At 43.1% G+C, this 25,984-nt stretch carries 17 protein-coding genes and 1 riboswitch; of the genes, 7 read left to right on the forward strand and 10 right to left on the reverse strand.

Features of this window, described 5'->3' with window-relative positions:
* Window positions 1-46: 46 nt before the first annotated feature.
* The 6 genes from PY092_RS06030 to PY092_RS06055 all read right to left on the reverse strand — a co-directional run bounded on the left by PY092_RS06030 (window position 47) and on the right by PY092_RS06055 (window position 12,003).
* Complete coding sequence (locus tag PY092_RS06030) at window positions 47-1,219, reverse strand: trans-sulfuration enzyme family protein (RefSeq protein WP_275614942.1); 1,173 nt, start codon at window positions 1,217-1,219, stop codon at window positions 47-49.
* Window positions 1,216-4,599 (reverse strand): bifunctional aspartate kinase/homoserine dehydrogenase I, encoded by a 3,384-nt coding sequence (gene thrA / locus PY092_RS06035; RefSeq protein WP_275614943.1) that lies wholly within the window; start codon window positions 4,597-4,599, stop codon window positions 1,216-1,218. Before thrA ends, PY092_RS06030 begins: the two co-directional genes overlap by 4 nt.
* Window positions 4,600-4,678: 79 nt before the next feature.
* Window positions 4,679-4,784, reverse strand: a riboswitch (SAM riboswitch).
* 111 nt (window positions 4,785-4,895) lie between these two features.
* A complete protein-coding gene (locus tag PY092_RS06040) occupies window positions 4,896-6,830 on the reverse strand; it encodes a CocE/NonD family hydrolase (RefSeq protein ID WP_275614944.1) in 1,935 nt (644 codons plus the stop codon).
* Between the two features lie 109 nt (window positions 6,831-6,939).
* Window positions 6,940-8,193, reverse strand: a complete 1,254-nt coding sequence (metK, locus tag PY092_RS06045; protein ID WP_275614945.1) for a methionine adenosyltransferase — start codon at window positions 8,191-8,193, stop codon at window positions 6,940-6,942.
* A 212-nt stretch (window positions 8,194-8,405) separates the two neighbouring features.
* A complete protein-coding gene (locus PY092_RS06050) occupies window positions 8,406-11,084 on the reverse strand; it encodes a carboxypeptidase-like regulatory domain-containing protein (protein WP_275614946.1) in 2,679 nt (892 codons plus the stop codon).
* 16 nt (window positions 11,085-11,100) lie between these two features.
* Window positions 11,101-12,003, reverse strand: a complete 903-nt coding sequence (locus PY092_RS06055; protein ID WP_275614947.1) for a GLPGLI family protein — start codon at window positions 12,001-12,003, stop codon at window positions 11,101-11,103.
* A gap of 189 nt (window positions 12,004-12,192) precedes the next feature.
* Between PY092_RS06055 and PY092_RS06060 the strand changes: the two genes are divergently transcribed.
* The 3 genes from PY092_RS06060 (at window position 12,193) to PY092_RS06070 (ending at window position 15,035) form a co-directional block, all read left to right on the forward strand.
* Entirely contained in the window at window positions 12,193-12,810 is a 618-nt protein-coding gene (locus tag PY092_RS06060) for a deoxynucleoside kinase (RefSeq protein ID WP_275614948.1), read from the forward strand.
* 99 nt (window positions 12,811-12,909) lie between these two features.
* Complete coding sequence (locus PY092_RS06065; protein ID WP_275614949.1) at window positions 12,910-14,178, forward strand: serine hydrolase domain-containing protein; 1,269 nt, start codon at window positions 12,910-12,912, stop codon at window positions 14,176-14,178.
* A 140-nt stretch (window positions 14,179-14,318) separates the two neighbouring features.
* The gene (locus PY092_RS06070) at window positions 14,319-15,035 is read left to right on the forward strand and encodes an energy transducer TonB (protein WP_275614950.1); all 717 of its coding nucleotides are present in this window, start codon (window positions 14,319-14,321) and stop codon (window positions 15,033-15,035) included.
* Between the two features lie 79 nt (window positions 15,036-15,114).
* Here PY092_RS06070 and PY092_RS06075 read toward each other — a convergent pair whose 3' ends face one another.
* The 4 genes from PY092_RS06075 to PY092_RS06090 all read right to left on the reverse strand — a co-directional run bounded on the left by PY092_RS06075 (window position 15,115) and on the right by PY092_RS06090 (window position 21,870).
* The gene (locus PY092_RS06075; protein ID WP_275614951.1) at window positions 15,115-17,517 is read right to left on the reverse strand and encodes a sodium-translocating pyrophosphatase; all 2,403 of its coding nucleotides are present in this window, start codon (window positions 17,515-17,517) and stop codon (window positions 15,115-15,117) included.
* 117 nt (window positions 17,518-17,634) lie between these two features.
* A complete protein-coding gene (locus PY092_RS06080) occupies window positions 17,635-18,162 on the reverse strand; it encodes an inorganic diphosphatase (RefSeq protein WP_127138328.1) in 528 nt (175 codons plus the stop codon).
* Window positions 18,163-18,238: 76 nt separating this feature from the next.
* Complete coding sequence (locus PY092_RS06085) at window positions 18,239-20,734, reverse strand: DUF5686 family protein (RefSeq protein ID WP_275614952.1); 2,496 nt, start codon at window positions 20,732-20,734, stop codon at window positions 18,239-18,241.
* A gap of 155 nt (window positions 20,735-20,889) precedes the next feature.
* Complete coding sequence (locus PY092_RS06090) at window positions 20,890-21,870, reverse strand: pyruvate dehydrogenase complex E1 component subunit beta (protein WP_275614953.1); 981 nt, start codon at window positions 21,868-21,870, stop codon at window positions 20,890-20,892.
* 167 nt (window positions 21,871-22,037) lie between these two features.
* Between PY092_RS06090 and PY092_RS06095 the strand changes: the two genes are divergently transcribed.
* The 4 genes from PY092_RS06095 (at window position 22,038) to PY092_RS06110 (ending at window position 25,961) form a co-directional block, all read left to right on the forward strand.
* The gene (locus PY092_RS06095; protein WP_275614954.1) at window positions 22,038-22,784 is read left to right on the forward strand and encodes an electron transfer flavoprotein subunit beta/FixA family protein; all 747 of its coding nucleotides are present in this window, start codon (window positions 22,038-22,040) and stop codon (window positions 22,782-22,784) included.
* A 16-nt stretch (window positions 22,785-22,800) separates the two neighbouring features.
* Entirely contained in the window at window positions 22,801-23,769 is a 969-nt protein-coding gene (locus tag PY092_RS06100) for an electron transfer flavoprotein subunit alpha/FixB family protein (protein ID WP_275614955.1), read from the forward strand.
* A gap of 88 nt (window positions 23,770-23,857) precedes the next feature.
* Window positions 23,858-24,487, forward strand: a complete 630-nt coding sequence (locus PY092_RS06105) for a bifunctional nuclease family protein (RefSeq protein WP_275614956.1) — start codon at window positions 23,858-23,860, stop codon at window positions 24,485-24,487.
* 13 nt (window positions 24,488-24,500) lie between these two features.
* Entirely contained in the window at window positions 24,501-25,961 is a 1,461-nt protein-coding gene (locus PY092_RS06110) for a NupC/NupG family nucleoside CNT transporter (RefSeq protein WP_275614957.1), read from the forward strand.
* Window positions 25,962-25,984 lie beyond the last annotated feature (23 nt).

Here is a 25,984-nt window from a genome sequence, read left to right on the forward strand (position 1 = left end):
TATAGGGAAAATTAGCAATTCACCTCTATTAAGCTGGTAATCGAATTTACCCTAAAGCCTGCTCGATATCCGCAATTATGTCATCAATATGTTCCAAGCCTACCGATACCCGAACCATTCCATCCGAAATTCCGACGGCATTGCGCTCTTCCGTGGTAAGCTTGCTGTGCGTTGTGGACGCTGGGTGTGTCACGATGCTTCGTGCATCCCCCAAATTAGCCGACAGGGACAATAATCGGATACTGTCAAAAAATTCCCGTCCTGCCTCCAGACCTCCTTTTACCTCAAAAGCAACCACACATCCCCCAGCTTTCATCTGCTTTTTGGCAATTTCGTGTTTTGGGTGTGATTTCAAGAAAGGGTATTTTACCCACTCAACTTTATCATGCCCTTCCAGATATGTTGCCAATTTCAAAGCGTTTTCACAATGTCTATCCACCCGAATGGCCAAAGTTTCCAAACTTCTTGAAAGCACCCACGCATTAAAAGGCGACAACGCTGGTCCAGTTATTCGAGAAAAACGATAGACTTTATCCATCAAATCACCACTGCCCACCGTAATTCCGGCCAGTACTCGTCCTTGTCCGTCCATTAACTTTGTACCTGAGTGAATCACTAAATCCGCACCAAACTTTATGGGTTGTTGCAAGTAGGGCGTTGCAAAACAATTATCAATAATGAAAATGAGGTCATGTTTTTTGGCAATCTTCGCCAACATTTCCAAATCCAATACATCCACACCTGGGTTGGTCGGGGTTTCCGCATAAAGAATTTTGGTATTGGATTGAATCAATCCTTCAATTTGAGACAAATCATTGGCATCAAAATAGCTGGTCTCGATGTTCCATTTTGGAAAAAACTGAGTGAACAGGGTATGTGTGGAACCAAAAATACTTTTAGACGATATCACATGGTCACCAGCATCCAACAAGGCGGCCAAGGTGGAAAACACTGCAGCCATTCCTGAGGCATAGGCAAAACCATTCTCCGCACCTTCCATCTTGCATACTTTTTCAATAAGTTCGTTTGAATTGGGATTGGAGTATCTGGAATAAATATTCCGTTGCTTTTCTTCTGCAAAAGAAGCGCGCATATCCTCTGCATCTTCAAAAACAAAGCTGGATGTCATATAAATGGGGCTGGAATGCTCCAAATTTTGACTGCGCTCCATTTGCGTTCTTATCGCCTGTGTCTCGAATTTTTTGCCTTTACTGCTCATATCTTTTCTGCTATTCTTAAAATGTCACCAAACACACCCCTTGCCGTTACTGCTGCCCCAGCTCCTGCTCCCTGAATCACCAAGGGATGCTCTCCGTAGGATTCTGTATATATCTCAATAATGGAATCAGAGCCTTTTACCTGTCCCAAAGCACTTCCTTTGGGCACTGAAACCAATTTTACCTCCAAAACTCCCTTGTCCTGTTGCAAATCACCATGCAAGTCGCCCACATAGCGTAATACGTGACCTGCTTCTTGGTTCTCCTTGATTTCTTTATAAATGTTATCCATCTCCCCTATACGCTCCATGAATTTTTCAAAATCCAAGGTCTGTAACTCTTCGGGAATCAGATTTTGGACATCAATATCGGAAAACTCGTTCTGAAGATCTAATTCCCTGGCCAAAATCAACAACTTCCTTCCCACATCATTTCCAGACAAATCCTCCCTTGGGTCGGGTTCAGTAAATCCACTTTCCATGGCTTCCTTTACAATTTCTGAAAAGGAAATATCTTTCTCCGAAAAGGTATTGAAAATATAACTCAACGAACCCGAGAACACACCTTTTATTCGGGTAATATTCTCTCCGGACAGATGTAATAATTTAATGGTATCTATAAGTGGAAGACCTGCCCCTACATTGGTTTCGTACAGGTATTGCTTTTGATTATTATCCAAACATTTTCTAACCGATTTATATTTCTCAAAACTGAGCGTATTCGCAATTTTATTCGATGAAACCAAATCAAAACCATGCTCAATCAGTGGTTCGTATTGCTCTACAAATGTTTTGCTCGCCGTATTGTCCACCGCGATTAGGTTCTCCAAGTGATGCTTTTTGGCAAATGCGGTTATATCTTCAATTTGATAGGGTCGCCCCTCTTTTTCCAAACGTTCTTTCCAATCCGAACCCACTCCTGAAGCATCCAAAAGTACTTTTCTTGAATTTGCAACAGCAAAAACCTTTAGGTCAATACTTTTTCGCTCTTCAATACTCTTTTCCGAGCCCAGAATCTGACTGATCAAAGTACCTCCCACGTTGCCATGACCAAATAAGGCCAGATTGATTTTCTTGGCAATACCGAAAATCTGTCCATGGATTACGTTGATGGCTTTGTGAAGATCGGATTTCTTTACCACCATACTCACGTTCTTCCCAGTTACCGTATTGTTGAACAAGAGCGGAATTATTTGATTTTTCGCCAAAGCATTGAATGGCTTGTGAAAACTGCTCAAATCCATCCCCACAATGGATATCACGGAAACATCTTTCACCACAGTGATTTGGTTAATATCTTGAGAAGAGTAATCGGTCTCGAATTCTTGGTCGAGTACTTTTTTGGCCTTTTCCGCTTTGGATTCGTCCACAACAAGACCAATACCCCGTTCGGACGAGCCTTGGCTAACAATACCCACACTGATACCATTTAGGCCCAATGCCCTAAAAATCCGCATGTCCACACCAACTTTACCAAGCAGTCCCCTACCCTCCAAATTGATGAGTGCCATGTTCTCCAGCACGGATAACGACTTTATTCCACCATTGTTGGTTTTTGGTCCAATCAAGGTACCCTCATTATCATCGTTGAAAGTATTGCAGATGCGCAACGGAATATTTTTCTCAATCAATGGGATAATGGTCTTCGCGTGCAAAATGTTGGCCCCAAAATTTGCCAACTCGTTGGCCTCACTGTATGATATCACATCTATCAGCTTCGCATCTTGCACCAAATCTGGATTGGCCGTAAAAATGCCATCGACATGGGTGTAATTGATCAACTCGCCAGCATCCAGAAAATTGGCCAACAAGGCGGCGGAATAGTTACTTCCGTTTCTCCCTAAAGTTGTGGTTGAACCATCTCGATTGGAACCAATAAATCCAGTAACGATTGGAATGGTATCCTTTTCCAACTCATGGAAATATCGAAGCACATTTTCCTTGGATATCCCTTGATCCACTTCAGCATTGCTAAAGTTGTCATCGGTTGCAATCAACTTTCTTGAATCCAAAAGCTTTGCTTGTAATCCAGATGCATTCAAAGAAGCGGTCACATACTTGGCAGACAACAGTTCTCCGAAGGACAATATCTCATCCTTGATCTTAAGACTGTAATCCCCTGTTAAGGAAACCCCGTTCAATATTTTCTCAATGGCGGCCAGTTCTTCATCAATATCCACACCATCGAAATTATTTTTCTGATAGTCTGCAAACTTTCCCAGATCAGCTTTGAAGTCAGCGCCCTTAGCTGCTTTTTCCAACAAATTTTCCAATTGGTCCGTTGCCTTGCCACGAGCAGAAACCACTACAGCAAAGTGTTCATCTTCTTCAAACCTTTTGGTTATAATTTTCAATACACGCTGGATGCCTTCTCCATTGGCCAAGGATTTGCCTCCGAACTTCAAAATTTTTATACGCTCGGTATTCTTTTGGAAAACGCTCTCCAACAATTTCTCCAATTGTTCAAATTCCATCAAAAAGGCATCGTGACCATGTACGGATTGCACCTCACCATAAGTAACATTGGTGTTGGCCTGTGCCAACCGTTTAAACGTTTCCTTATTTTCTTCGGCAGTGAAGAACAAATCAGAGTTAACACCTATAATATGGATTTTGGTATCGCTTTCCTGCAACGCTTTAAAAGCTTCTTCTCCATTTCTAGTGATATCGATGGATTTCAACAGTTGGTTCATCAACTTATAAGCTGACAACTGGAAACGTTCCTGTAATTTTTTACCGTGGTGCATCAACCAAGATTCCACGTTGAACACTTTCAACTCTTCGTTGGTGCTTCTTTTAAATCTTTCCTTGAACGATTCCGGGGTTCTGTAACAAAGCATCGCGTGCATCCGGGCATCGTGTACGGGCTGCTTGGAATTGACCAAGAACTGCTCTTGAATCTGGCAGTTGGCTATCAACCAATCCGTGGATTTCCAATCCGATGCAACAGGAATCAAATGTTCCGTAATATTTGGGTTGGTGGCCGTCATTTCCCAGGCAATACCACCTCCCAAGGAACCGCCGATAATGGCGAAGAGTTTATCAATTTCCAATTGCTCCAATCCCCAGAGAAATATTCTGGCCATATCGCCAGCCACAAAATCCTTATAGTTTTTGATGATGAAACCATCGAAGCCGTTCCCAGGAATATTAAAGGATAAAATGGTGTACTTCTCTGTATCGATGCATTTTCCGTCACCAATCAGATCGGACCACCATCCATCTTTTCCTGCCACGTTGGAATTACCTGTGAGCGCATGGTTGACCAAAATAATGGGTGCAGTGTGCAAGGGTTTTCCAAAAGTCTGGTACGACAACTTTATATCCTGAACGGACCCGCTCAATGTTTTAAAATCCGATATGGCCAAATGCCTTAAATCCATATATACAGCAATAGACCCTGAGGGTCAACAATTAATAAATAGTAAGGTTATAAGAAAGAAGGGGCAGAAACTACCTGTGATGTTATCTATTCCCAAAATGGGATAGAATGTAGCACCTTCATGACAAGCGTCAAGGGTTGCTAAGGCTTCAACGGGTCTATTCCCTCCACCTTTCTTGATAACTAACAATACATGTTTGAACTTCGTGGGACAAATATACTGATGGAAAATTTGATTTTCCTAATCTTTTGGGAAATTTTCATCAATTGTCCTGCCCCACGAAACTCGTTACTTTATTATTTCAATACCGTGAACTCAATGTTGGAATCGGTAAATACGGTATGGGTTTGTGTTTTGAAATCTGATTCGTCCGCCTTAAAGATGTTGTCCACATAGGTCTGCGGGTTCAAATCAATGAGCGGGAACCATGTACTTTGCACCTGAATCTGCAATTTGTGCCCCTTTTTTATGGTATGGAACACATCCTGTAGTTTGATGTCCACATCCGTCTTTTGGTTGGGCGTAAACGGTTCTGGCTCTGAAAAACCATTCCTGAATCGACCACGAAGGACTTCGCTCCTTACCATTAAATGGTAATTGCTCATTTTAAGATGGTCTTGCATTTCCTCATTGGTCTCGATATCTGCTGGGTGCACATCGATTACTTTTACGATCCAATCGGCCGCGGTTCCTGTAGTGGCCACTTTCAGTTTGGCCAAAATATCCCCGGCCAAGGTCAGGTCCTCCTCCATCACATCGGTTTCAAAAACCAGGACATCGGAACGTCGGGCAGCAAAACGCTGATCGTCAGTCATATATTTTCTTGGGGTAAAAACGGTTTTCACATCTTCAGAATATGGAACGGGTTTCTTCACATTGCTAACGAACTGAATCCCCGTGGTTCCTTGTTGCTCTGAAGTGAGTTCTTGGTCTTCGGACAAGTACATGGTCTGCTTTTCGGCATTTTCCGGCGGCCAAGTATCGTATTTTTTCCATTCTTTTTTACCTGTATCGAACACATAGGCTTCGGGCAATCCAGAATTTTCATCACCTTCTCCTTTTAGGAAATGATTGAAAAACTTGGTTTCAATCTCTTCTTGGAAGAACAAGGATATGGAATCCCCAAAATAGTAATTGCCCACAGCGTTTCGCTGCTTTGTCCTTGCCCAGGCCCCGTGGTCCCATGGCCCGAACACCATGGTATTGTAGTTGTCTTCGTTATATTCTTCAATGTTTTTGTAGGTTTCCAAAGGACCATGGAGGTCTTCGGCATCAAACCATCCCCCTACAATCATGGTGGCCACGCTGCTCTTTACATTCTTCAAGTGTTGAATCAAACCCCTGCTCTGCCACATGGCATCGTAATTTGGGTGCTCTTTCAATTCATTCCAAAAGAAATCATCGGTCACACCTTCAGGGCGCATGGTCGGGGTATCAGCAGTCTCATATTCAAAGAAATGATCTAGGTTTTTAAGTGGTCCCGCATCCAAAAAGAACTGGTACTGATCCTCCGTGGGCAGGTTGGGAAGCGTGTACCAAGCCGTATCTATGGGCTGGTCCCCATTGGGTCTTGGGGTTCCAAAAAGTGAAGTTGCCCTGAAATAGCTCAACAAATAGGCTCCGTTATGATGGAAATCATCAAAAAAGAAATCCCCGATACAGGCCTGTGGTGAGGCAGCCTTCAACGCAGGGTGGGCATCCACAGTGGCGTAGGTGGCATAATAACCCGGATAGGATATGCCCCAAATACCCACATTGCCATTGTTGTTTTCCACATTGTTCACCAACCATTCAATGGTATCGTAAGTATCTGAACTTTCATCCACCTGATCATTGGAGGTTTTGTTGGGAATGTAGGCCCGCATATTAACATAATGTCCTTCACTGAGCCATCTTCCCCTAACATCTTGGTAAACGATGATGTTCCCTTCCTTCATCAAATGCCCATTGGGACCGATTCTCGTCCTGAAATTGCCCTCGCCATAAGGTCTGGAACTATATGGGGTACGCTGCATAATGATAGGGTACTCCTTGGAAGTATCCTTTGGAGCGTAAATGGTGGTATGCAGTTTTACCCCATCCCGCATTTCAATGTCCACTTCTTTTTTGGTGTAATTGTCAGCCACGTAGGTGTCGACTTCTTGCACCTCGGTCTTGACGGTTTTTTTACAACTGACGGTAACCGCCAACATTAAAATACATAGGAACAGGATTCTAACTGAACTTCTCATTTTTTTGTTATTTTTTTGATATGCTAAAGCTACTAAAGTTCGTGTTAGTAAACCAATAAAAAAAGGAGCCTTGTCAAAGCTCCTTTCCATCTATGTTTTTAACGGTGGTTTACAAACCGAAAGCCTCTTTTACCTTGTCCACCATATCCAACTTCTCCCATGTGAAAAGCTCCACTTCTTTTTCGATTCTTCCGTTATAGGGAGATTCAAAGACCTTGGTCATGGTTCTGGGTTCTTTTCCCAAATGACCGTAAGCGGCCGTTTCCAAGTAAATTGGGTTACGGAGCTTAAGGCGCTCTTCAATGGCAAAGGGGCGCATATCGAAGAGTTCAGATGCTTTTTGGGCTATTTCCCCATCTGTCATATCCACATTGGAAGAGTTGTACGTATCCACAAAAATGGATGTGGGCTCAACCACGCCAATGGCATAACTTACCTGCACCAATATTTCACCGGCAACTCCTGCGGCCACCAAGTTCTTGGCCATGTGTCGGGCAGCATAGGCAGCACTTCGGTCTACCTTGCTTGGGTCTTTACCACTGAAAGCACCTCCTCCGTGAGCACCTTTTCCGCCATAGGTATCCACCACTATTTTTCGTCCCGTTAGACCAGCATCTCCGTGCGGACCCCCAATCACAAATTTTCCAGTGGGATTGATATGATATTTGATGTTGTCCGTGAACAATTCTTGAATGTTCTCGGGCAACAACTTTTTTACCTCGGGAATCAAAATGTTGATGATATCATCCTTGATCTTGGCCAGCATCGCTTCGTCCGAATCAAATTCATCGTGTTGGGTGGAAATCACAATGGTATCAATCCGCTGTGGAACATTGTCATCCGAATATTCAATCGTTACCTGGGCCTTTGCATCGGGACGTAAATAGGGTATTCGGGTTCCCTCTCGCCTCAAACCGGCCAACACCTCCAAAATCTTGTGCGAGATATCCAATGCCAAAGGCATGTAGTTATCTGTCTCTGTCGTGGCATAGCCGAACATCATCCCTTGATCTCCAGCTCCTTGTTCTTCCTTGGCACCACGGTCAACACCTTGATTGATGTCCTGTGATTGTTCATGAATCAACGAAACAACCCCACAGGAGTCCCCGCTGAACTTATACTCACCTTTGGTGTACCCTATATTGTTGATGACTTCCCTGGCAATGCTCTGTAAATCCACATAGGTATGACTTTTTACTTCTCCCGCCAACACCACCTGACCCGTGGTCACTAAAGTTTCACAGGCTACTTTGCTCTCGGGGTCAAAGGCCAAAAAATTATCCAGCAATGCATCACTGATTTGATCTGCAATCTTATCCGGATGTCCTTCGCTTACGGATTCGGACGTAAATAAATATGACATTGTTTTCCTTTAATGAAAAGATTCAAATGAAAAACCAAAGGAGTTTATTTCTCGGTAGAGACCACTGAACACAGGCCCAGTAAACTGCTTTAGCATTTTTCGTCTCTGATTATTCAGGACAAGAGGTTGCAATCAGTCAAATCTTTCCTCGTTTTGATGGGCAAAAGTACGGTGAAACCAATAACCATCAAAATTTTGGATACAAAAAGAAATCATAATTCATACCTTACCTTTAACACTACGTAACATGGCTGAACAACATAGTTTGAAGTTCTAAAAAACAGGTCATCATAAGAATTTTGGTCCAAAGAGGAGTTATTGGTAAGGTTGGTCGCCTCGATACTGTATTCCCATTTACTGTCCGTTTTTTGATAGGATAGACTCGCATCCAGAAAACCATATCTATTGTCGATCGTGTCTTCCTTATCCGAGTATATGTAGTGGTCGTAATCCAACAAAAAAAGAAAATTTTTCAAGAAGGTGGCATCGAACTTGGCAAACGGCCTGTTGGTGTAATAGGTAGTACTTGTATTTCCGTTATCGTAATCATTAATGGTATATCCAATCCCAAGTTCCAAGTTAGGGGCATTGGTAAAACTGCTACCAACGGATGCAGAATAACCCTGGGTCAGCGATTTCGAATTCTGAGGTGCATCATTAACTATATTATATGTATTTGAAAGTGATAGAGACGCATTGGTCTTTACCTTGATTCTGCCAAAGGTTCTCTGAAAACTCCCAGAACCACTGAATGTTTCATCTTCCAAATTGGAATTGATGGTGGTACGTACCTGATTGATTCCATCGATACTGGTATTTACCTTGAAAGCATCAATACGTTTGCTATAGTTGAACCTGGCGAATATATTTTGAAGGTTGAACATATTAAAACTGAAAAAATTAAGGGACACGTTGTGATACAGTGCACTTTCCAAATCGCGGTTCCCTTGATAAACCGAGTTATAGTTGTTAAAAATGTAGCCTTCCGCCAAGTTGTTGATATCCGTAAAGTTTCGGGTAATGTTATAGTTAAACCTGATACTCTCGGATTGTTTTATTTGAAAATTGATGAACAGGTCGGGCACTATATTGGTAAGCTCGTCCTTTGCCTCTGAACCAAGTTGTGTATTTGTGGCCACATAGTTATGTACGTGAACCCCTGGATTAAAAGTGAACTTGCCCAATATCCATTTATAATGCAATCCGAAATACAAATCGGAAAAATTAAACCGGACATCGTTATTGAGTTCATCATCATCAAAAGTAATCTCATTTCCGGCATCCAATACTTGAAAAATGGATGAATTGAACCTTTGGCTGGATTGGGTGGTTCCCAAGGTTAAATTAATATTGCTCTTGGCCCCGGTCACCCAAAAATAATCCAATTTGGCATCCACCCTGTTGGTTTGAGTGTATTGTCTTTGGTTGATATTGTAATCGGATTGGTCGGAATCCAAGGGTATCAATCCTTCAAAGGGTTGTTCCGAACGAATGGCATTATAAAAAGGATCTTCGTCGGAATATTCATATTGCCCCTCAAACGCAAATATATGGTCTGGATTCAAGGTATAATACAGATTGGTGTTCTGCGTTACCGTTGTTGGTTTTTGCGCATTGTTCTGGCCAATCTCGTCTGTTACATCGGATACCGACAAGATATTTGTGTATTGACCCTCGTTGGACAATTTGGTCTGAATCTGATAATCCCATTGCAACCTGTCGTTTGGCTTATAGGAAGATTTGAATTGTAAGAGTCCCAACTTTGATGTTTGATCTATATTGGTATCGGTATTCTCTGTTTCGCCACTGGAGATATATGTGTTGCTGGCAGTGGTCTGCATGAGCGTGTTGTTGTACGAATAAATTCCATATCCGCTCAACCTCCAGGATTCGGATGGTTTGTAGCTGAAATTTATGGCCCCGAACTTTGTTTCCACGGATTTTGCCCTGTTGTTCTGGGCCGTACTAATTCCCTGACTATTGGAACTTGTGGTAAATGATGTCCCCACAGTCCTTCTGGTCGCACTGCGAAAGCCTCCTGTAAAATTCCAATAATCGCGAGAAGAAAAGGCCACCGCTCCGATATTGTTCAGGTCGGTAAGGATATTTACACTAAAATCGGGTGAATAGTAAAACAATTTAGGATGGGCGATATACCGTTCATCCAAACCTAAACCTCCAGTGATTTCACCGAACCAAAATTTCTTTTTGCCTTCCTTTAGTTTTATGTTCAGTGCAACATTGTCCTGATTATTGGCAACCCCTCCAAGCTGAGAAACTTCTGAATAATTACGCAATACTTCTATTTTACTGAGTGCATTGGCAGGTATGTTTTTTGATGCGAGCTTCGAATCGCCATCAAAAAATTCCTCCCCTTCCACCATGACCTTGGTTACTGTTTTGCCCTCTACTTGTATCTCACCCTCATCACTAACCTCGATTCCTGGCAATTTCTCCAGAACATCCGACAACTTCCGTTCAGTTCCCGACACAAAAGAATCTGTGTTGTAAACTATGGTATCTCCTTGAATTGTGATTGGAATCTCATAAACAACCTCAACCTCTTTCAGGTTTTCTGCCTGTTCATAAAGAACCACATCCATGACCACATCGGATTCTACTGTTTGTAATGGTATTTCGGCAGGACTAAATCCCAGGTAGCTTACTTTTAAAATATAATTGGAATTTGCCTTTAGGTTCAATTTGTACTGCCCTTTGTCATTGGTTATCCCAAAACCATCCAATGCTTGGTTCTCTTGGTTTACCGCAACTACGTTAGCAACATCCAAAGGGTTTTTTAGGGAATCTGTAACCATTCCTGTCACTGTGACCTTTTGGGCCATGGCAGATGTTACGAAGAGTAACAATAGTGCCTGAAAAATTTTATTCATCAACTATTCTAAAAAATTATGGTCTGCCACCTGGGCCGCCACTTCTTCGTCCATTATTCCGAAACCTTTCTGACATTTCTTTCATTTTTTCCGCCAATATTTGATTGTATTCGGCCTGGCTCACCTCTTTACCTCTTTTGGGCTGTACTATTTCAATTTCTTCATCAGGGTTGAGCACTATTTTGGAACACAATATGGCAGTACGGCCATCATTCACCTCCAAGATAAGACCAGGAAGTCCCCAGTAGGAACCTGGCCCTTGACCCACAGGAATATCCGGTGTGAACCATGCGGTAATGGTTTGTTCCTTAGGTGCCTCAATACGAGCCAACAAAGAATTCCCATTAACAGAATCCTTTTGTTTTTGTCCCTCCTCTTTGTCAGCATCATCACGCCGGGGCGGTCTCAACATATTCCTAAGATTATCCATGGTAGCTGTATCTATCACTTTTACCGCAATTGCTTTGTAACAAGTGTAGTTGCCTATTTTTTTTGTTTCCGAAGTAAGCTCCCAGTTCAATTGCCGCAAACTATCCTTAATCAAAAATTTCTTGCCAAAAGTCTCGACTTCATTGGTGTAGGTCTGTTCTTGAATATCTTTATAATAAGTGCCACCGGTCGCAGAGAACATACCAAATCGGCGTCCACCGCCACTCTGGTTAATGGATGGTGCTTCCAATTTTTCTTCTTCCACGTAAATGGAGGTTGAACGATCAAAAGTCAATTCGTATGTTTTCTCCATTGCCTTTTTCATCCGTTCCATAATTTCTTGTTTGCGGGCTTCGGGCATATCTGGTGGACCAAAATCCCCTTGTATCGAAGTTTTGCTTTGATATGTTGCAGTACCTATAAAACTTTGGGAATATCCATAGGATATGGTAAGCATCAAAAAAACAGAAAAGAGCAATATTTTCATCATATCATTTGGTTCAAAATTGTGGATTTGACACCAATATCGAAGAATGGTTTAATCGACACTAACAAAATATTTTAATTTAGGATTTTTTTAAGAAAAATCGCGTACACCCAAAAATTTTCAATGGCGCATATTAACTTTGTATATTGTGCCGCAAGTGGCACAAAGTACATTATCAATAAACACTGACATATGCATATTGCTGTAGCTGGAAATATAGGTGCAGGGAAAACCACCCTTACCAATCTTTTATCTAAACACTATAAATGGGAAGCTCATTTTGAGGATGTGGTGGACAATCCCTACCTCGATGATTTTTACACCCAAATGGAGCGTTGGAGTTTCAACCTTCAGATTTATTTCTTGAACAGCAGATACCGTCAAATTTTAAAGATCAGGGAAAGTGGCAAAAATGTGATCCAGGATAGGACCATTTATGAAGACGCCCATATTTTTGCACCCAACTTGCATGCCATGGGCCTAATGACCAACCGTGATTTTGAAAACTACAAAGGTCTTTTTGAATTAATGGAAACCTTGGTACAACCACCGGATCTAATGATCTACCTACGTAGTTCCATCCCAAACTTGGTAAACCAAATACACAAACGGGGACGTGATTATGAAAATTCCATTTCCATTGATTATCTCAGTCGTCTGAACGAACGCTACGAAGCTTGGGTAAACACATACAAAAAGGGCAAATTGCTCATTTTTGATGTGGACAATCTCGATTTTGTGGACAATCCAGAGGATTTGGGCGAAGTCATCAACCGTATAGATGGGGAAATCCACGGACTGTTTGAATAATTATTCCAAGGAAGAACTATTCTTCAAAGAATTCATTGCAGACCAGATATTAGGTATATTTAGATGTGTTTTTGCAACAATCAAACTAATTCAAGTCACATGAAAGCCCTTCGAATAACCCAATATGCAACCTTACTGTTTGCATTCTTTCTCCCTTTCAATACCAATGCACAAGAACTGGCCAAAACAACCCCCGAGGATGTAGGATTATCTTCTGAGCGTTTGCAATATTTAACCCAAACCTTTCAAGATTATATAGATGATGAAGAATTGCCCGGTGCCACCATTCTTGTGGCACGAAAAGGTAAGATTGCCTATTTTGAATCCTTTGGCAAGAACGATATCGAGATCAACGTTCCCATGACCAAGGGCTCCATCTTCAGGATAGCCTCGCAAACCAAGGCCATTGTCAGCACGGGAATCATGATGCTTCAAGAAAGAGGGAAACTATTGATCACAGATCCTGTCGGAAAATACATTCCCGCTTTTATGGAAACCAAGGTAGCTGTGAGCAAGGATGATGGCACCTACGATATTGTTCCCGCCAATAGACCCATTACCATTCGTGATCTGCTTACCCACACTTCTGGAGTTTCTTATGGATATGGAATTGCAGCAGACCTATGGGAAGAAGCCAAAATCCAAGGGTGGTATTTTGCCGATCGTGACGAGCCCATTCAAGCAACGGTAAATCGCATGGCAGAGCTCCCATTTGAATCACAACCCAGAACAAAATTTGTATACGGGTACAACACCGATATTCTTGGGGCGTTGATTGAAGTTGTTTCAGGTAAATCCCTTGATGTTTTTCTTAAAAACAACATTCTGGACCCTCTTGGCATGGTAGACACCCATTTTTATCTCCCTTTAGAAAAAAGGGAACGTTTGGCAACCGTTTATTCAGCTACGGAAAACGGATTGGAGCGTGCACCAAACCCTGGTGGTATGGTGGGCCAAGGAGCTTATGTGGATGGTCCCAGAAAAAGTTTTTCAGGAGGCGCAGGTCTTTTGAGCACTTCCATGGATTATGCCAGGTTTTTACAAATGATACTCAACAGGGGGGTATTTGATGGCAAACGTATCATTTCACCTAAAACCGTGGAGTTGATGACCACCAACCACCTTCCTTTTCCCCGTGATGAAGGACAAGGTTTCGGACTGGGATTTTCCACTGTGGAAGATTTGGGACTACGTGGCGAATTGGGCTCCGAAGGTGAGTTTGCATGGGGAGGTGCCTATCACTCCTCCTATTGGGTAGACCCAAAAGAGGAAATGGTTGTGGTGTATTTTACCCAATTGATCCCCGCAGGCGACATTGACGATCACGGAAAATTACGTGCTTTGATCTATCAAGCGATAGTGGATTAAAAACTTATTTCCGTTTCCCTCAATCAAATAGCCCGTTCACTCATTGGCGGTTTACTCCGGTTCTTTTTCAAAGTAGTTTAGAGGTGGGATGAACCCACTGCTATTAACTACGCCTTTTCAGGCCCAAAACTTTGAAAATTATGGAACCGAAAAAAAATCCACAACTGGAGGTAAAACGAAACAGTCTACTCTACTTTTTTGTAGGGATGACCTTAGTACTCTTCATGGCCTATATGGCTTTGGAATGGAAAACCTATTACCAAGACAATTCTTGGGACGTAGGCGAATTAAAAGTCGACGAGGATTTGATTGAAGACGCAACCATCCTCAAGCTTAAAATCCCAGAACCTCCAAAACCCAAAATTCAAGCACCACCCAAAATTGAAATCACCGATGATGATGAGGACATTGTTGAAGATGTAATCAAACCATCGGAAACCGACCAAGACGCGGAAATAGCCGATGTTGAATCCATTGATGTTGCCGAAGATATCATTCCAGAAGAGATACCCTTCATCCTTATTGAAAATGCCCCTGTATTCCCGGGCTGTGAAAATGAAAAAACCGAAAAAGACAAAAGAGATTGTTTTCAAGAAAATATGTTGAAACATATTCGAAAGAACTTCCGTTACCCGGATATTGCAAAGGAAATGGGACTGCAAGGCAGGGTAAGTGTTATTTTCACTGTTCAGAAAGATGGTAGCATCGGCGATGTAAGACTTAAAGGACCACATGAGAGTCTCGAAAAAGAAGCTGCCCGTATCATTTCCAAGTTGCCCAAATTACAACCCGGAAAACAACGAGGAACACCTGTCAAAGTACCTTACTCAATCCCCATTACGTTTAAATTGAACTAATACATCTCGACTGCGCTCGATGTGACAGTATAAAAAACCACGCCGATAGCGTGGTTTTTCCAGCTTTCAAAAGTGCTAGCTAATTCTTTGCCTCGGCACTCTTATACTCTTCTATTTTTTTCTCCAATTCTTCTTTGGTGTCAGCTGTAAGCTCTTCGGTTTCTTCAACTACTTTTCCATCTTCTTTGGAAGTTGAAATGATTACGGCCTTGTAGGCACCATCTGCAGTATTGCTAACTTCCACACGGATTTGTTTTTCAACGGTTTTGGTTTCTTTCATTCCCTCTTCGGTAATGGTGATCATAGTACCGTCTTCTTTTACCATACCCACTTCATCAGCTGGGGAAAGGCTTACCAAACTAGGCGCAATGACCAATGCCACTACCGACATCAATTTAAGCAAAATATTTAAGGAAGGACCTGATGTATCCTTAAAAGGATCACCTACGGTATCACCCACCACTGCCGCTTTATGGGCATCACTACCTTTTCGACCATCACTTTCTATGGTCTTTTTGGCGTTGTCCCATGCTCCACCGGCATTGGATTGGAATATGGCCATAAGTACTCCTGCTGTGGTTACACCCGCCAAAAGACCTCCCAACATCTCGGCCCCACCAATAAATCCGACGGCTACTGGTACCGCGATGGCCAATAATCCGGGCAATACCATTTCTCTAATGGAAGCTTGCGTAGAAATTTCAACACATTTTTGATACTCTGCCTTACCATCAGCTGCTTCAAAAATTTCCATATCCTCTTTACTGGCTTTTGAAAGATCCGAATCGTGCTTGCGCATGATGCCCAATGCAGCCTTTAGTTCCGGTATATCATTGAACTGACGACGAACCTCTTCGATCATAGACATAGCCGCTCTACCTACTGCATTCATCGAAAGGGCAGAGAACACGAAAGGAAGCATTCCCCCTATCAGTAATCCTGCCATGATATCCGGACGGGAAACGTCGATGGACTGCACCCCGGCTGTTTTCATAAAAGCTGCAAAAAGTGCCAATGCCGTCAATGCCGCAGACGCAATGGCAAATCCTTTACCAATGGCCGCTGTTGTATTTCCTACGGCATCCAATTTATCAGTCCTGTCACGAACTTCCCCAGGAAGCTCTGCCATTTCAGCGATACCACCTGCGTTGTCCGAAATGGGACCGTAGGCATCAACGGCAAGCTGAATACCTGTATTGGCCAACATTCCCACAGCTGCTATTGCAATTCCGTACAGTCCAGCAAAATGATGGGAAACCAATATGGCCGCTGCGATTAATATAATTGGAATGGCAGTGGACATCATACCCACGCCTAGACCAGCAATAATATTGGTCGCCGAACCAGTTTCCGACTGACGTACTATGGAGTTTACGGGTTTGGTTCCCGTACCTGTATAATATTCTGTTACTTTTCCAACCAACAACCCGGCCACCAAACCAGCAATAGTTGCCCAAAACACTCCCATGGAAGTAAATTCCTTTCCACCTTCCACCCAAGATTCGGGTAGCATTGCATTGATAATAAAGTAAGAAGCCACCAACATCAAGCCAGCAGATCCAAATTCACCTATATTCAAAGCGGTTTGTGGGTTTCCACCGTCTTTTACTCGAACAAAGAATGTTCCGATAATCGACATAATGATACCTACCGCCGCCAATGCAAGAGGCAAGTACACTGCACCGAGTCCATCAAAAGCCGCTTGGAATTCTGGCAATCCCGCGAAAACGGCCCCTAGTACCATGGTACCAATTATGGAACCTACGTAGGACTCAAAAAGGTCAGCTCCCATACCGGCAACATCCCCTACATTATCACCCACATTATCCGCAATGGTTGCAGGGTTCAACGGGTGGTCTTCAGGAATCCCAGCTTCGACCTTACCTACCAAATCAGCACCTACATCGGCAGCTTTGGTGTATATACCTCCACCCACACGGGCAAAAAGTGCGATGGACGAGGCTCCAAGGGAAAACCCGGAAAGCACATTCAATACTTCGGCGATTTCCCAACCTTGTCCACTATAAATCATGAATAGTCCGCTCAAACCAAGAACACCGAGTCCCACTACACCAAGTCCCATCACAGCTCCACCTGCAAAGGCAACTTCCAATGCCTTGCCCAAAGAGTTTCTAGCTGCATTGGTAGTTCTTACGTTGGCCTTGGTCGCGACTTTCATCCCGATAAACCCTGCCAAAGCAGAACAGATGGCCCCTACCACAAAAGAGAGTGCCACCATACCGTTGGAGCCAGATTCGTTGCTCCCTTTAAAAAAGAGCAGAACGGCCACACAGACTACAAAGATGCTCAGTATTTTATACTCGGCTTTTAAGAATGACATTGCCCCATCGGCAATGTTCTTGGCAATCCTTGCCATTTTTTCGTCCCCGACCTCTTGTTTTGAAATCCATACGTTCTTGATGAACACATAAAGCAGTGCCAACACACCAAATACAGGCAAAAATTTTACGATTAAATCCATAGGTTAGATTGTTTAGAATTTTTTTAATGCCAGCTAATGTAATAAAATACGAAGTAATAAAAAAAATGCGCCTTTAATTAATAAAAGCGCATTTTTTTAAAGTTATTATTATGTAATCTATATCGTGAAGGCTCGCCTCTTTTTGTGGTCGCTATCTTCGTAGCGTTGTACACATTCCTGATAGATTTTAACGGCTTCGTTGACATCTCCCCAACCACCGGTATCCACCTTCTTCTCTTCCAAATCCTTATACACTTGGAAGAAGTGCTCGATCTCTTTCAATCGGTGTGGGTTCAATTCACTAATATCGTCTCTTTTGCTCCAGATAGGATCGGAAACAGGCACACATATCACCTTTTCATCAGGACCTTTCTCATCGGTCATGTGGAAAACCCCAACTGGCTTTACTTCCACAACTACCATAGGGTAGGTTGGCTCGGTGCAAAGAACCAATACATCCAATGGGTCGCCATCCAAGGCCAAGGTTTCTGGAATGAATCCATAATCGCCAGGATACATCATTGAAGAAAATAAGGTTCGATCAAACCGAATTTTATTGAGGGCAAAATCGTATTCGTACTTGTTTCTGCTACCTTTGGGAATTTCTACCAGTACATCAAAGGTAATACGTGGTTTTTTAGACATGTTAGTGATAAATTTATTATGCAAAAATAACCAGTATAACTGGAATAGCCCCCATAAATTGCCTGTTTCGTGTGAATTAAAAGCTAAATCCGAAGGTTCCGGTTATCCCAAAGGCTCTTGCATCAGGATTCTCGAGGTAATTCCCTCTAAAATTAAAGTCTATACGCAGTATTTTGAAGATGTTGCCTACACCAAAAGAGTATTCCCAATACACTTGGTCTTCGGGTGCCATTAAAGGAATGTTCGTCGGAGCACTCAGAGCGATATTTTCTTCGGACAGTTGTCCCCATGCTCCCCTTACCCCAACAATTTCCCTAAGGTTGAGTTTGCGCAACCAAGGAATACGCGAAAACAAACGCCCATTAAAATTGTGTTCCAAATGTACCGTCGCATAAGTATCAGTGACAAATTCGTAGAAATCCAAGTTGGGAAATGCATTGTACAGCGAAAACAAGGTCTGGTTTCCAGGGATAACACTCAACAAGCCCAAAGGTACAGCCCCAAAGGTTTTACCAAGTTCCACACTACTCGTCAACCGACCAAAACCACCTATTTGCCAAGGTTGCTGGTATGAAAACTGGATCTTCTCATAATCAAAATCACTTTCCAGAAAACCATCCACACCTTTGGTGTATTTTAAAACCAGGGTGCTATAATCATCATTGATATTGGAACGCTCCACCCCGTATCCAATAGTTCGCTTGCCCGGAGTGTAAATCAATGTAGTATTCAAATCAAACTGTTTTACTTCCGATGCGATTCCTGTAGGTAAAGTCGGGTCCACATAATCCAGACTAAAAGCATCGGGCAAGGCAGAACTCAGTGTACGGAAAGACCCCCCCACATTTATCCTGAAATTTTTCACGGGTTCCATCTCAAAATTGAGCGTGGAAAGGTTAATGTTCGTCAAACGGTCGTTGGACCCCACGGTCACCAAGGAAGATGAAGCGATACTCCGCCCCATCACATCGTTGGTACTCGTCAAACTAAGGCCCAACTGTTCTATATCCCTTCGATTGCCCCCCGAAATAATGAGCCGGTTCTTTCGGTCGAGCAAAAACTTGCCCGAGAATCCGTGCTTGAACTTTCTGTCATCAAAACCATAGGCCATATAGCCTTCCAGACGCCACATATCGTTCTGTCCGAAATAGGTCCGTGCCCCAGCGCGCATCCGAATCCCTTCCGCATCGTTATAACCGAAAGTACTATAGACATCCCCAATATCGATGTTCCATTTATCGATTTCGATATAGCCCGAGCCCAATACACTCACAATGTCGTAATAGGTACGGAACTTGGGCACGGTTTTTAGGGTATCCAACAACTTGAAGATTCCCGATTCATCCTCGTTCAAGCTTTCCAAACGGGCATTTTTCCAAAAAACACTGTCTTGCGAGAATACCCTTGGGTCATAAGGGTCGGCAACGGCCTTGTAAAACTCTTCTGGTCGTGGGTTATTAAAATTATAATTGTCAAAAACCGTGGTTCGCTTACCATACACCCCACGCGATTCCTCTTTTTTGGAGAAACTGAAGTCGCTCAGCATATAATCACGCTTCAAGAGAAAGACCGAATCGCTGACCACCTCAAAATCCTGTTCGATATAGATATCCTTTACCCAGTTGATATTGGCACTCTTGGTGACCTGCATATTGATCTTCTTGATGGCATAGGTGGTATCGTTTACCCAAAAATCCCCTTTAAAAGTAAGTTCGTTCTTTCGCCTGGGGTAATAAATAATATTGTAGCACCATTTATCATCAATATAAGTACTGTCAGACAACACGTAGTTATAGACGTCAACCCCGGTCTTGGACAATGGACTGGTAAAGCTCTTATCAAAAAACTTAAGGTAGTTGTCGTAAATATCATAATCGGAATAGAGATCTTCCACAAAGGCGGTTATGGCCTGATTGCCACTGAACCCAGAGTTTTTATTACCGAGCACATCCTCTTTCTCCTTATCCAGTACATTATCTCCGTAGACTTTGGAAAAAGTTTCGTTCAGGAACATGGGCAGATAGGTTTTCCCTGTGATTCGGGAGGTATCCAAATCCTCGAACATAAATTCCAGCCCCCTGAAAAGCTTGCTTTTGATCAGCGCACTATCAATGGTATTCAGGTCAAACTCTACTTTTTCATACTTATCGTATTGGTACTGCTTGAACTTACGCACTCCGTTTTCCCGTTTTTTGGCCCATATTTTTCGGAGAATATCAATCGCGGGATTGTTCTTCTTGGATTGCTTTCCTGTGTAAACAACGACTTCCTGAAGTTGCTCTGCAGATTCCGTGAGCACGATTTCCATACCATAGTTTACCTTTTGCTCCAGTGGAATTTCCATGGTCTCATACCCGATAAAGGATACTTTAATGGCACCATAGGTTTCATCGGACTCCATATAAAAGTGTCCATTGTCGTTGGTAATGGTCCCTTCGGAAGAATTAACGAAAATGATATTCGCAAAGGCGATTGGCATACCGGTATCATCGGTAACCACACCCTCGATTTTGGTCTGTGCGGTAACACAAGTGATAAAAAGCAGAAAAAAAACGGAAAAGAATCTTTTCATAGGCAGATGTAAGGGACAATCAGGAAAAACACAACTGCTTCCCAATTCATATATTAGGTCAAATTTGGTTCAAAGTAATTTCTAATCAAAAAATATTCCCTAAAAAAGCCCTATCAACAAAGTTGACAGGGCTAATATACCTTACAAATATGATTCTATAGCTTATATAACACTTTCTTAACAGCCTTGATAACATCCTCATGGTTGGGCAACCATTCGGCCAAAAGGACTGGAGAGTATGGTGCAGGCGTATCTGCAGTGTTCAATTTTACGATAGGTGCATCCAGATAATCGAACGCTTTATCCTGAACGTGATAGATGATTTCGGTGGCCACATTACCAAAAGGCCAAGCTTCTTCCAAGATGACCATTCTGTTGGTTTTCTTTACGGAAGCCAAGATGGCTTCATGGTCCATTGGGCGAACTGTTCTCAAATCGATGATTTCACAGCTAACGCCCTCTTTTTCCAATTCATCGGCAGCCTTGTAAGCCTCTTTGATAATTTTTCCAAAGGAAACGATGGTAACGTCCGTACCTTCCCTTTTAATGTCAGCAACACCCAATGGAATGGTGTACTCTCCTTCCGGCACCTCTCCCTTGTCTCCGTACATCTGCTCCGATTCCATAAAAATCACAGGGTCGTCATCACGAATCGCTGATTTCAACAATCCTTTGGCATCGGCTGGGTTGGAAGGAACCACAACTTTAAGTCCAGGGGTATTGGCATACCAGCTTTCAAAAGCCTGGGAGTGGGTTGCGGCCAACTGTCCTGCAGAAGCTGTTGGACCTCTAAACACGATGGGGCAATTGAATTGACCACCGGACATCTGACGGATTTTGGCGGCGTTATTTATAATTTGATCAATTCCCACCAAGGAGAAATTGAATGTCATGAATTCTATAATGGGCCTATTGCCGTTCATGGCAGAACCAACGCCGATACCGGCAAAACCAAGTTCTGAAATCGGGGTATCCAAAACACGCTCAGGTCCGAACTCATCCAACATGCCCTTGGAAGCCTTATAAGCACCATTGTACTCGGCTACCTCCTCGCCCATCAGATAAATGTTCTCATCCCTTCGCATTTCTTCGGACATAGCCTCGGCTATCGCCTCCCTAAATTGTAATGTTTTCATTGAATCGTACTAAATATTTATAGTCTGCTTAAAAACGCAAGCAAAAATAGCAAAAACTACCCGAAATTTGCCTGACCAAAATCCAAAAAAAGAACAAAATTTATTATGCATGCATAATAAATTTCGGATTTTATAATTATATTTGAGCACATAAACCTTAAGTATATATGAAGATTTTAGTTTGCATAAGCAACGTACCGGATACTACTTCCAAAATCAATTTTACGGAAGGCGATACCCAGTTTGACACAAACGGGGTTCAATTTGTTATTAATCCAAATGATGAATTCGGCCTAACCCGCGCCATGTGGTTCAAAGAAAAGCAAGGTGCCACAGTTCATGTGGTAAATGTTGGCGGTGTCCAAACGGAGCCGACCATCAGAAAAGCGTTGGCCATTGGCGCCGATGAGGCCATTCGAGTGAATGCCGAGCCAAAAGATGGTTTCTTCGTGGCCCAGCAATTGGCCAAAGTGGTCAAAAAAGGGGAATACGACCTTATTATTGCAGGTAGGGAATCCATCGACTATAATGGAGGTATGGTTCCAGGAATACTTGCCACTTTATTGGACATGAATTTTGTGAACACCTGTATAGGACTCGAAATCGATGGCGACACAGCAACTGCGGTTCGTGAAATCGATGGTGGTAAGGAAAAAATAAGCACATCGCTTCCCTTGGTCATCGGTGGACAGAAAGGATTGGTCGAGGAAAGTGACCTTCGCATCCCCAACATGAGAGGAATCATGATGGCCCGTAAAAAAGCATTGAACGTGATAGAACCTGTTGATGCCACTCAGCCAACTCAAGACCAAAAATTTGTAAAACCTGCAGCCAAAGGACCTGTTAAATTGGTCGATGCCGGCAATGTGGGAGAATTGGTCGAACTACTGCACAATGAAGCAAAAGTTATCTAAACAAGATTAAGAAATTATGTCAGTATTAGTATATACAGAATCCCTTAAGGGAAAATTCAAAAAAAATGCCTTCGAAGTGGCCTCTTACGCACATAAAGTGGCCCAAGATTTAGGCACAACCGTAACAGCGGTATCTTTTAATGCCGAGGACGATGCCTCCTTGGGAACCTACGGGATCTCCAAAGTTTTGAAGGTATCGGACGATTCCCTGACAACCTTTAACGCCAAGGCCTATGCAGATGTATTGGCCCAAGCAGTAAAAGGAGAGGACGCTAAAGTAATCATATTGAGTTCCAGTGTGGACAGCAAATTTTTAGCACCTATCCTAACAGCTAAATTGACCGCTGGATATGTACCTAACGTAGTGGCTGCCCCAGAAAGCACTTCTCCTTTTATTGTAAAGCGCACCGCTTTCAGTAATAAAGGGTTCGCCATGACCGAAATTTCATCGGATATAAAAGTAATCGGGGTATCCAGTAACGCCTTCGGAGTAGTGGAAAATAATGTTTCTGCCTCAGTTGAGGAATATAGCCCTTCTTTGAACGACGATGCCTTTGCCGTTAAATCGGTGGAAGTAGATCGTGTGGTCGGAAAAGCAACCATTGCCGATGCGGATATTGTTGTATCAGGGGGGCGTGGACTTAAAGGACCCGAAAACTGGGGCATGGTTGAAGAATTGGCCGATGTTTTGGGTGCGGCAACCGCCTGCTCCAAACCAGTTTCGGATATGGGATGGCGCCCGCACAGTGAGCACGTAGGACAAACTGGAAAGCCCGTTGCGAGCAATCTCTATATCGCCATTGGTATATCTGGGGCCATTCAGCATTTGGCAGGCATCAACGCCTCCAAAGTAAAAGTGGTCATCAACAACGACCCCGAAGCACCTTTCTTTAAGGCTGCGGATTACGGAATAGTCGGGGATGCCTTCGAGGTAGTGCCCGAACTCATCGAAAAATTAAAAGAATTTAAAGCCCAAAACGCTTAAATTTTGTTAATTTGCCCATTGCAAGGGGCTGTTCAGATAACTGGTAAAGCCACTTATTTGGACGGCCCTTTGCTTTAGGAGGAGATATATGAGTTTAGTACGATTAAAAATAAAGGGGATATCATACAGCCAAACACAAAATGGCGCGTATGCCCTTATTTTAAATGAAGAAGAGGGAGACCGTAAACTTCCCATTGTTATTGGCGCATTTGAAGCACAATCCATTGCCATTGCACTGGAGAAAGAGATAAAACCGCCCAGACCATTAACACATGACCTGTTCAAGAATTTTGCCGATAGGTTCAAAATTGTGGTCAAGCAGGTAATTATCCATAAACTGGTGGATGGTGTTTTCTATTCCAGCATTATTTGTGAGCGCGATAACGATGAGGAAATCATCGATGCCCGTACCAGCGATGCCATTGCGCTTGCGCTACGCTTTGATGCTCCTATCTTTACGTACAAGACCATTCTTGACAAAGCTGGGATTTTCCTTAAATTCTCTTCCAAAGAAAAGGAAGAGGATGACGATGACAGCATCATGGTCGACGAAATCCTACAAGAGGGAGAGACCGTGGAAATAGAATCGGGTGCCGACACACACGGATACCGGGAGATGTCCCTACAAGAACTCCACAAAGAATTGGACAAGGCAGTTGCCAGCGAAGACTACGAAAAAGCTGCCAAATTAAGGGATGAGATTTCCAAGCGCAAATAAACAACCAACGTACATGGCGAAAAAGACCCAAAGTTTACTGATACTTTTATTCATTTGTTCGGTCGCTTTCGGCCAAAATTCATTGCCCGCAGATTCCCTTAACGTTGCCATCGGGTCCACTATTACGGAAACCGCTTTCCAACCGGAAACTGCAGAAATCATACCCAACCAAGGGTTCAACTTCACTACATTTTTACGCGGTGCACTGGGGATGGCAGTGCTTATTCTGATATCCTTTTTGTTCAGTTCCAACAGAAAGGCCATCAATTGGAAAACGGTCGGAATCGGTTTATCGTTACAAGTATTGATTGCCATTGGCGTGCTCAAGGTTCCTTTTGTACAATATATTTTTGAACAAGTCGGAAGCATTTTCGTCAGCATTCTGGACTTTACCCGTGCTGGAAGCCAATTCCTGTTTGAAGGCCTGGTAGTGGACATGGATACATTTGGGTACATTTTCGCTTTTCAAGTACTGCCTACCATTATATTTTTCTCCGCCTTGACCTCGGTTCTTTATTATTTGGGAGTGATTCAAGTAGTGGTAAAATGGATGGCTTGGCTACTTTCCAAAACATTGGGCATATCGGGAGCCGAAAGTCTTTCCGTGGCAGGCAATATCTTTTTGGGACAAACCGAAGCACCTTTACTCATCAAGGCCTACTTGGAAAAAATGAACAAATCCGAAATCCTTTTGGTCATGATTGGAGGAATGGCTACGGTAGCAGGAGCGGTCTTGGCCGCCTACATCGGTTTTTTAGGCGGTGATGATCCAGAACTACGCTTGGTCTTTGCCAAGCACCTTTTGGCAGCATCGGTAATGGCGGCACCTGGGGCAATCGTTATTTCAAAAATATTGTATCCACAGACCGAGAAAGTCAACACCGATGTAGAGGTGTCTTCCGAAAAAATAGGTGCCAATATTTTGGACGCCATTGCCAATGGAACCACCGAAGGCCTTAAACTCGCCTTGAACGTCGGGGCCATGCTCTTGGTCTTTGTGGCCTTTATCGCCATGATCAACGGAATCTTGGGCTGGGTTGGTGATGTCTCCACGTTCAACAACTGGATCGCTGCCAATTCCCCTTATACGGAATTTTCATTGGAGGCCATTCTAGGAACCATATTTGCCCCGCTTATGTGGCTTATTGGTGTTGCCAATGAGGACATTATGCTCATGGGACAGTTGCTTGGAATAAAGCTTGCCGCTAGCGAGTTTGTGGGATACATTCAATTGGCAGATCTAAAGAATGTGGCCAGTGGTGTTCATTTTACCTACAACAAATCAGTAATCATGGCCACCTATATGCTCTGTGGTTTTGCCAACTTTGCTTCCATCGGTATTCAAATTGGCGGTATAGGGTCCTTGGCGCCCGGTCAACGAAAAGTACTTTCCTCATTTGGAATGAAGGCCGTTTTGGGAGGATCTTTGGCTTCATTGCTGTCGGCTACCATAGCTGGGATGATTTTAGGGTAACCCTTCAACCTCTTTTCAGTTAA

The sequence above is a fragment of the Flagellimonas yonaguniensis genome (genome assembly GCF_029193885.1).
Taxonomy (GTDB): Bacteria; Bacteroidota; Bacteroidia; order Flavobacteriales; family Flavobacteriaceae; genus Flagellimonas; species Flagellimonas yonaguniensis.

Bases quoted from the DNA above. Each gene is read 5' to 3' on its own strand.
- PY092_RS06055 (WP_275614947.1), bottom strand. From the start codon at position 12,003: ATGATGAAAATATTGCTCTTTTCTGTTTTTTTGATGCTTACCATATCC.
- PY092_RS06030 (WP_275614942.1), bottom strand. From the start codon at position 1,219: ATGAGCAGTAAAGGCAAAAAATTCGAGACACAGGCGATAAGAACGCAA.
- PY092_RS06110 (WP_275614957.1), top strand. From the start codon at position 24,501: ATGGCGAAAAAGACCCAAAGTTTACTGATACTTTTATTCATTTGTTCG.
- metK (WP_275614945.1), bottom strand. From the start codon at position 8,193: ATGTCATATTTATTTACGTCCGAATCCGTAAGCGAAGGACATCCGGAT.
- PY092_RS06075 (WP_275614951.1), bottom strand. From the start codon at position 17,517: ATGGATTTAATCGTAAAATTTTTGCCTGTATTTGGTGTGTTGGCACTG.
- PY092_RS06065 (WP_275614949.1), top strand. From the start codon at position 12,910: ATGAAAGCCCTTCGAATAACCCAATATGCAACCTTACTGTTTGCATTC.
- thrA (WP_275614943.1), bottom strand. From the start codon at position 4,599: ATGGATTTAAGGCATTTGGCCATATCGGATTTTAAAACATTGAGCGGG.
- PY092_RS06090 (WP_275614953.1), bottom strand. From the start codon at position 21,870: ATGAAAACATTACAATTTAGGGAGGCGATAGCCGAGGCTATGTCCGAA.
- PY092_RS06050 (WP_275614946.1), bottom strand. From the start codon at position 11,084: ATGAATAAAATTTTTCAGGCACTATTGTTACTCTTCGTAACATCTGCC.
- PY092_RS06040 (WP_275614944.1), bottom strand. From the start codon at position 6,830: ATGAGAAGTTCAGTTAGAATCCTGTTCCTATGTATTTTAATGTTGGCG.
- PY092_RS06105 (WP_275614956.1), top strand. From the start codon at position 23,858: ATGAGTTTAGTACGATTAAAAATAAAGGGGATATCATACAGCCAAACA.
- PY092_RS06085 (WP_275614952.1), bottom strand. From the start codon at position 20,734: ATGAAAAGATTCTTTTCCGTTTTTTTTCTGCTTTTTATCACTTGTGTT.
- PY092_RS06095 (WP_275614954.1), top strand. From the start codon at position 22,038: ATGAAGATTTTAGTTTGCATAAGCAACGTACCGGATACTACTTCCAAA.
- PY092_RS06060 (WP_275614948.1), top strand. From the start codon at position 12,193: ATGCATATTGCTGTAGCTGGAAATATAGGTGCAGGGAAAACCACCCTT.
- PY092_RS06080 (WP_127138328.1), bottom strand. From the start codon at position 18,162: ATGTCTAAAAAACCACGTATTACCTTTGATGTACTGGTAGAAATTCCC.
- PY092_RS06070 (WP_275614950.1), top strand. From the start codon at position 14,319: ATGGAACCGAAAAAAAATCCACAACTGGAGGTAAAACGAAACAGTCTA.
- PY092_RS06100 (WP_275614955.1), top strand. From the start codon at position 22,801: ATGTCAGTATTAGTATATACAGAATCCCTTAAGGGAAAATTCAAAAAA.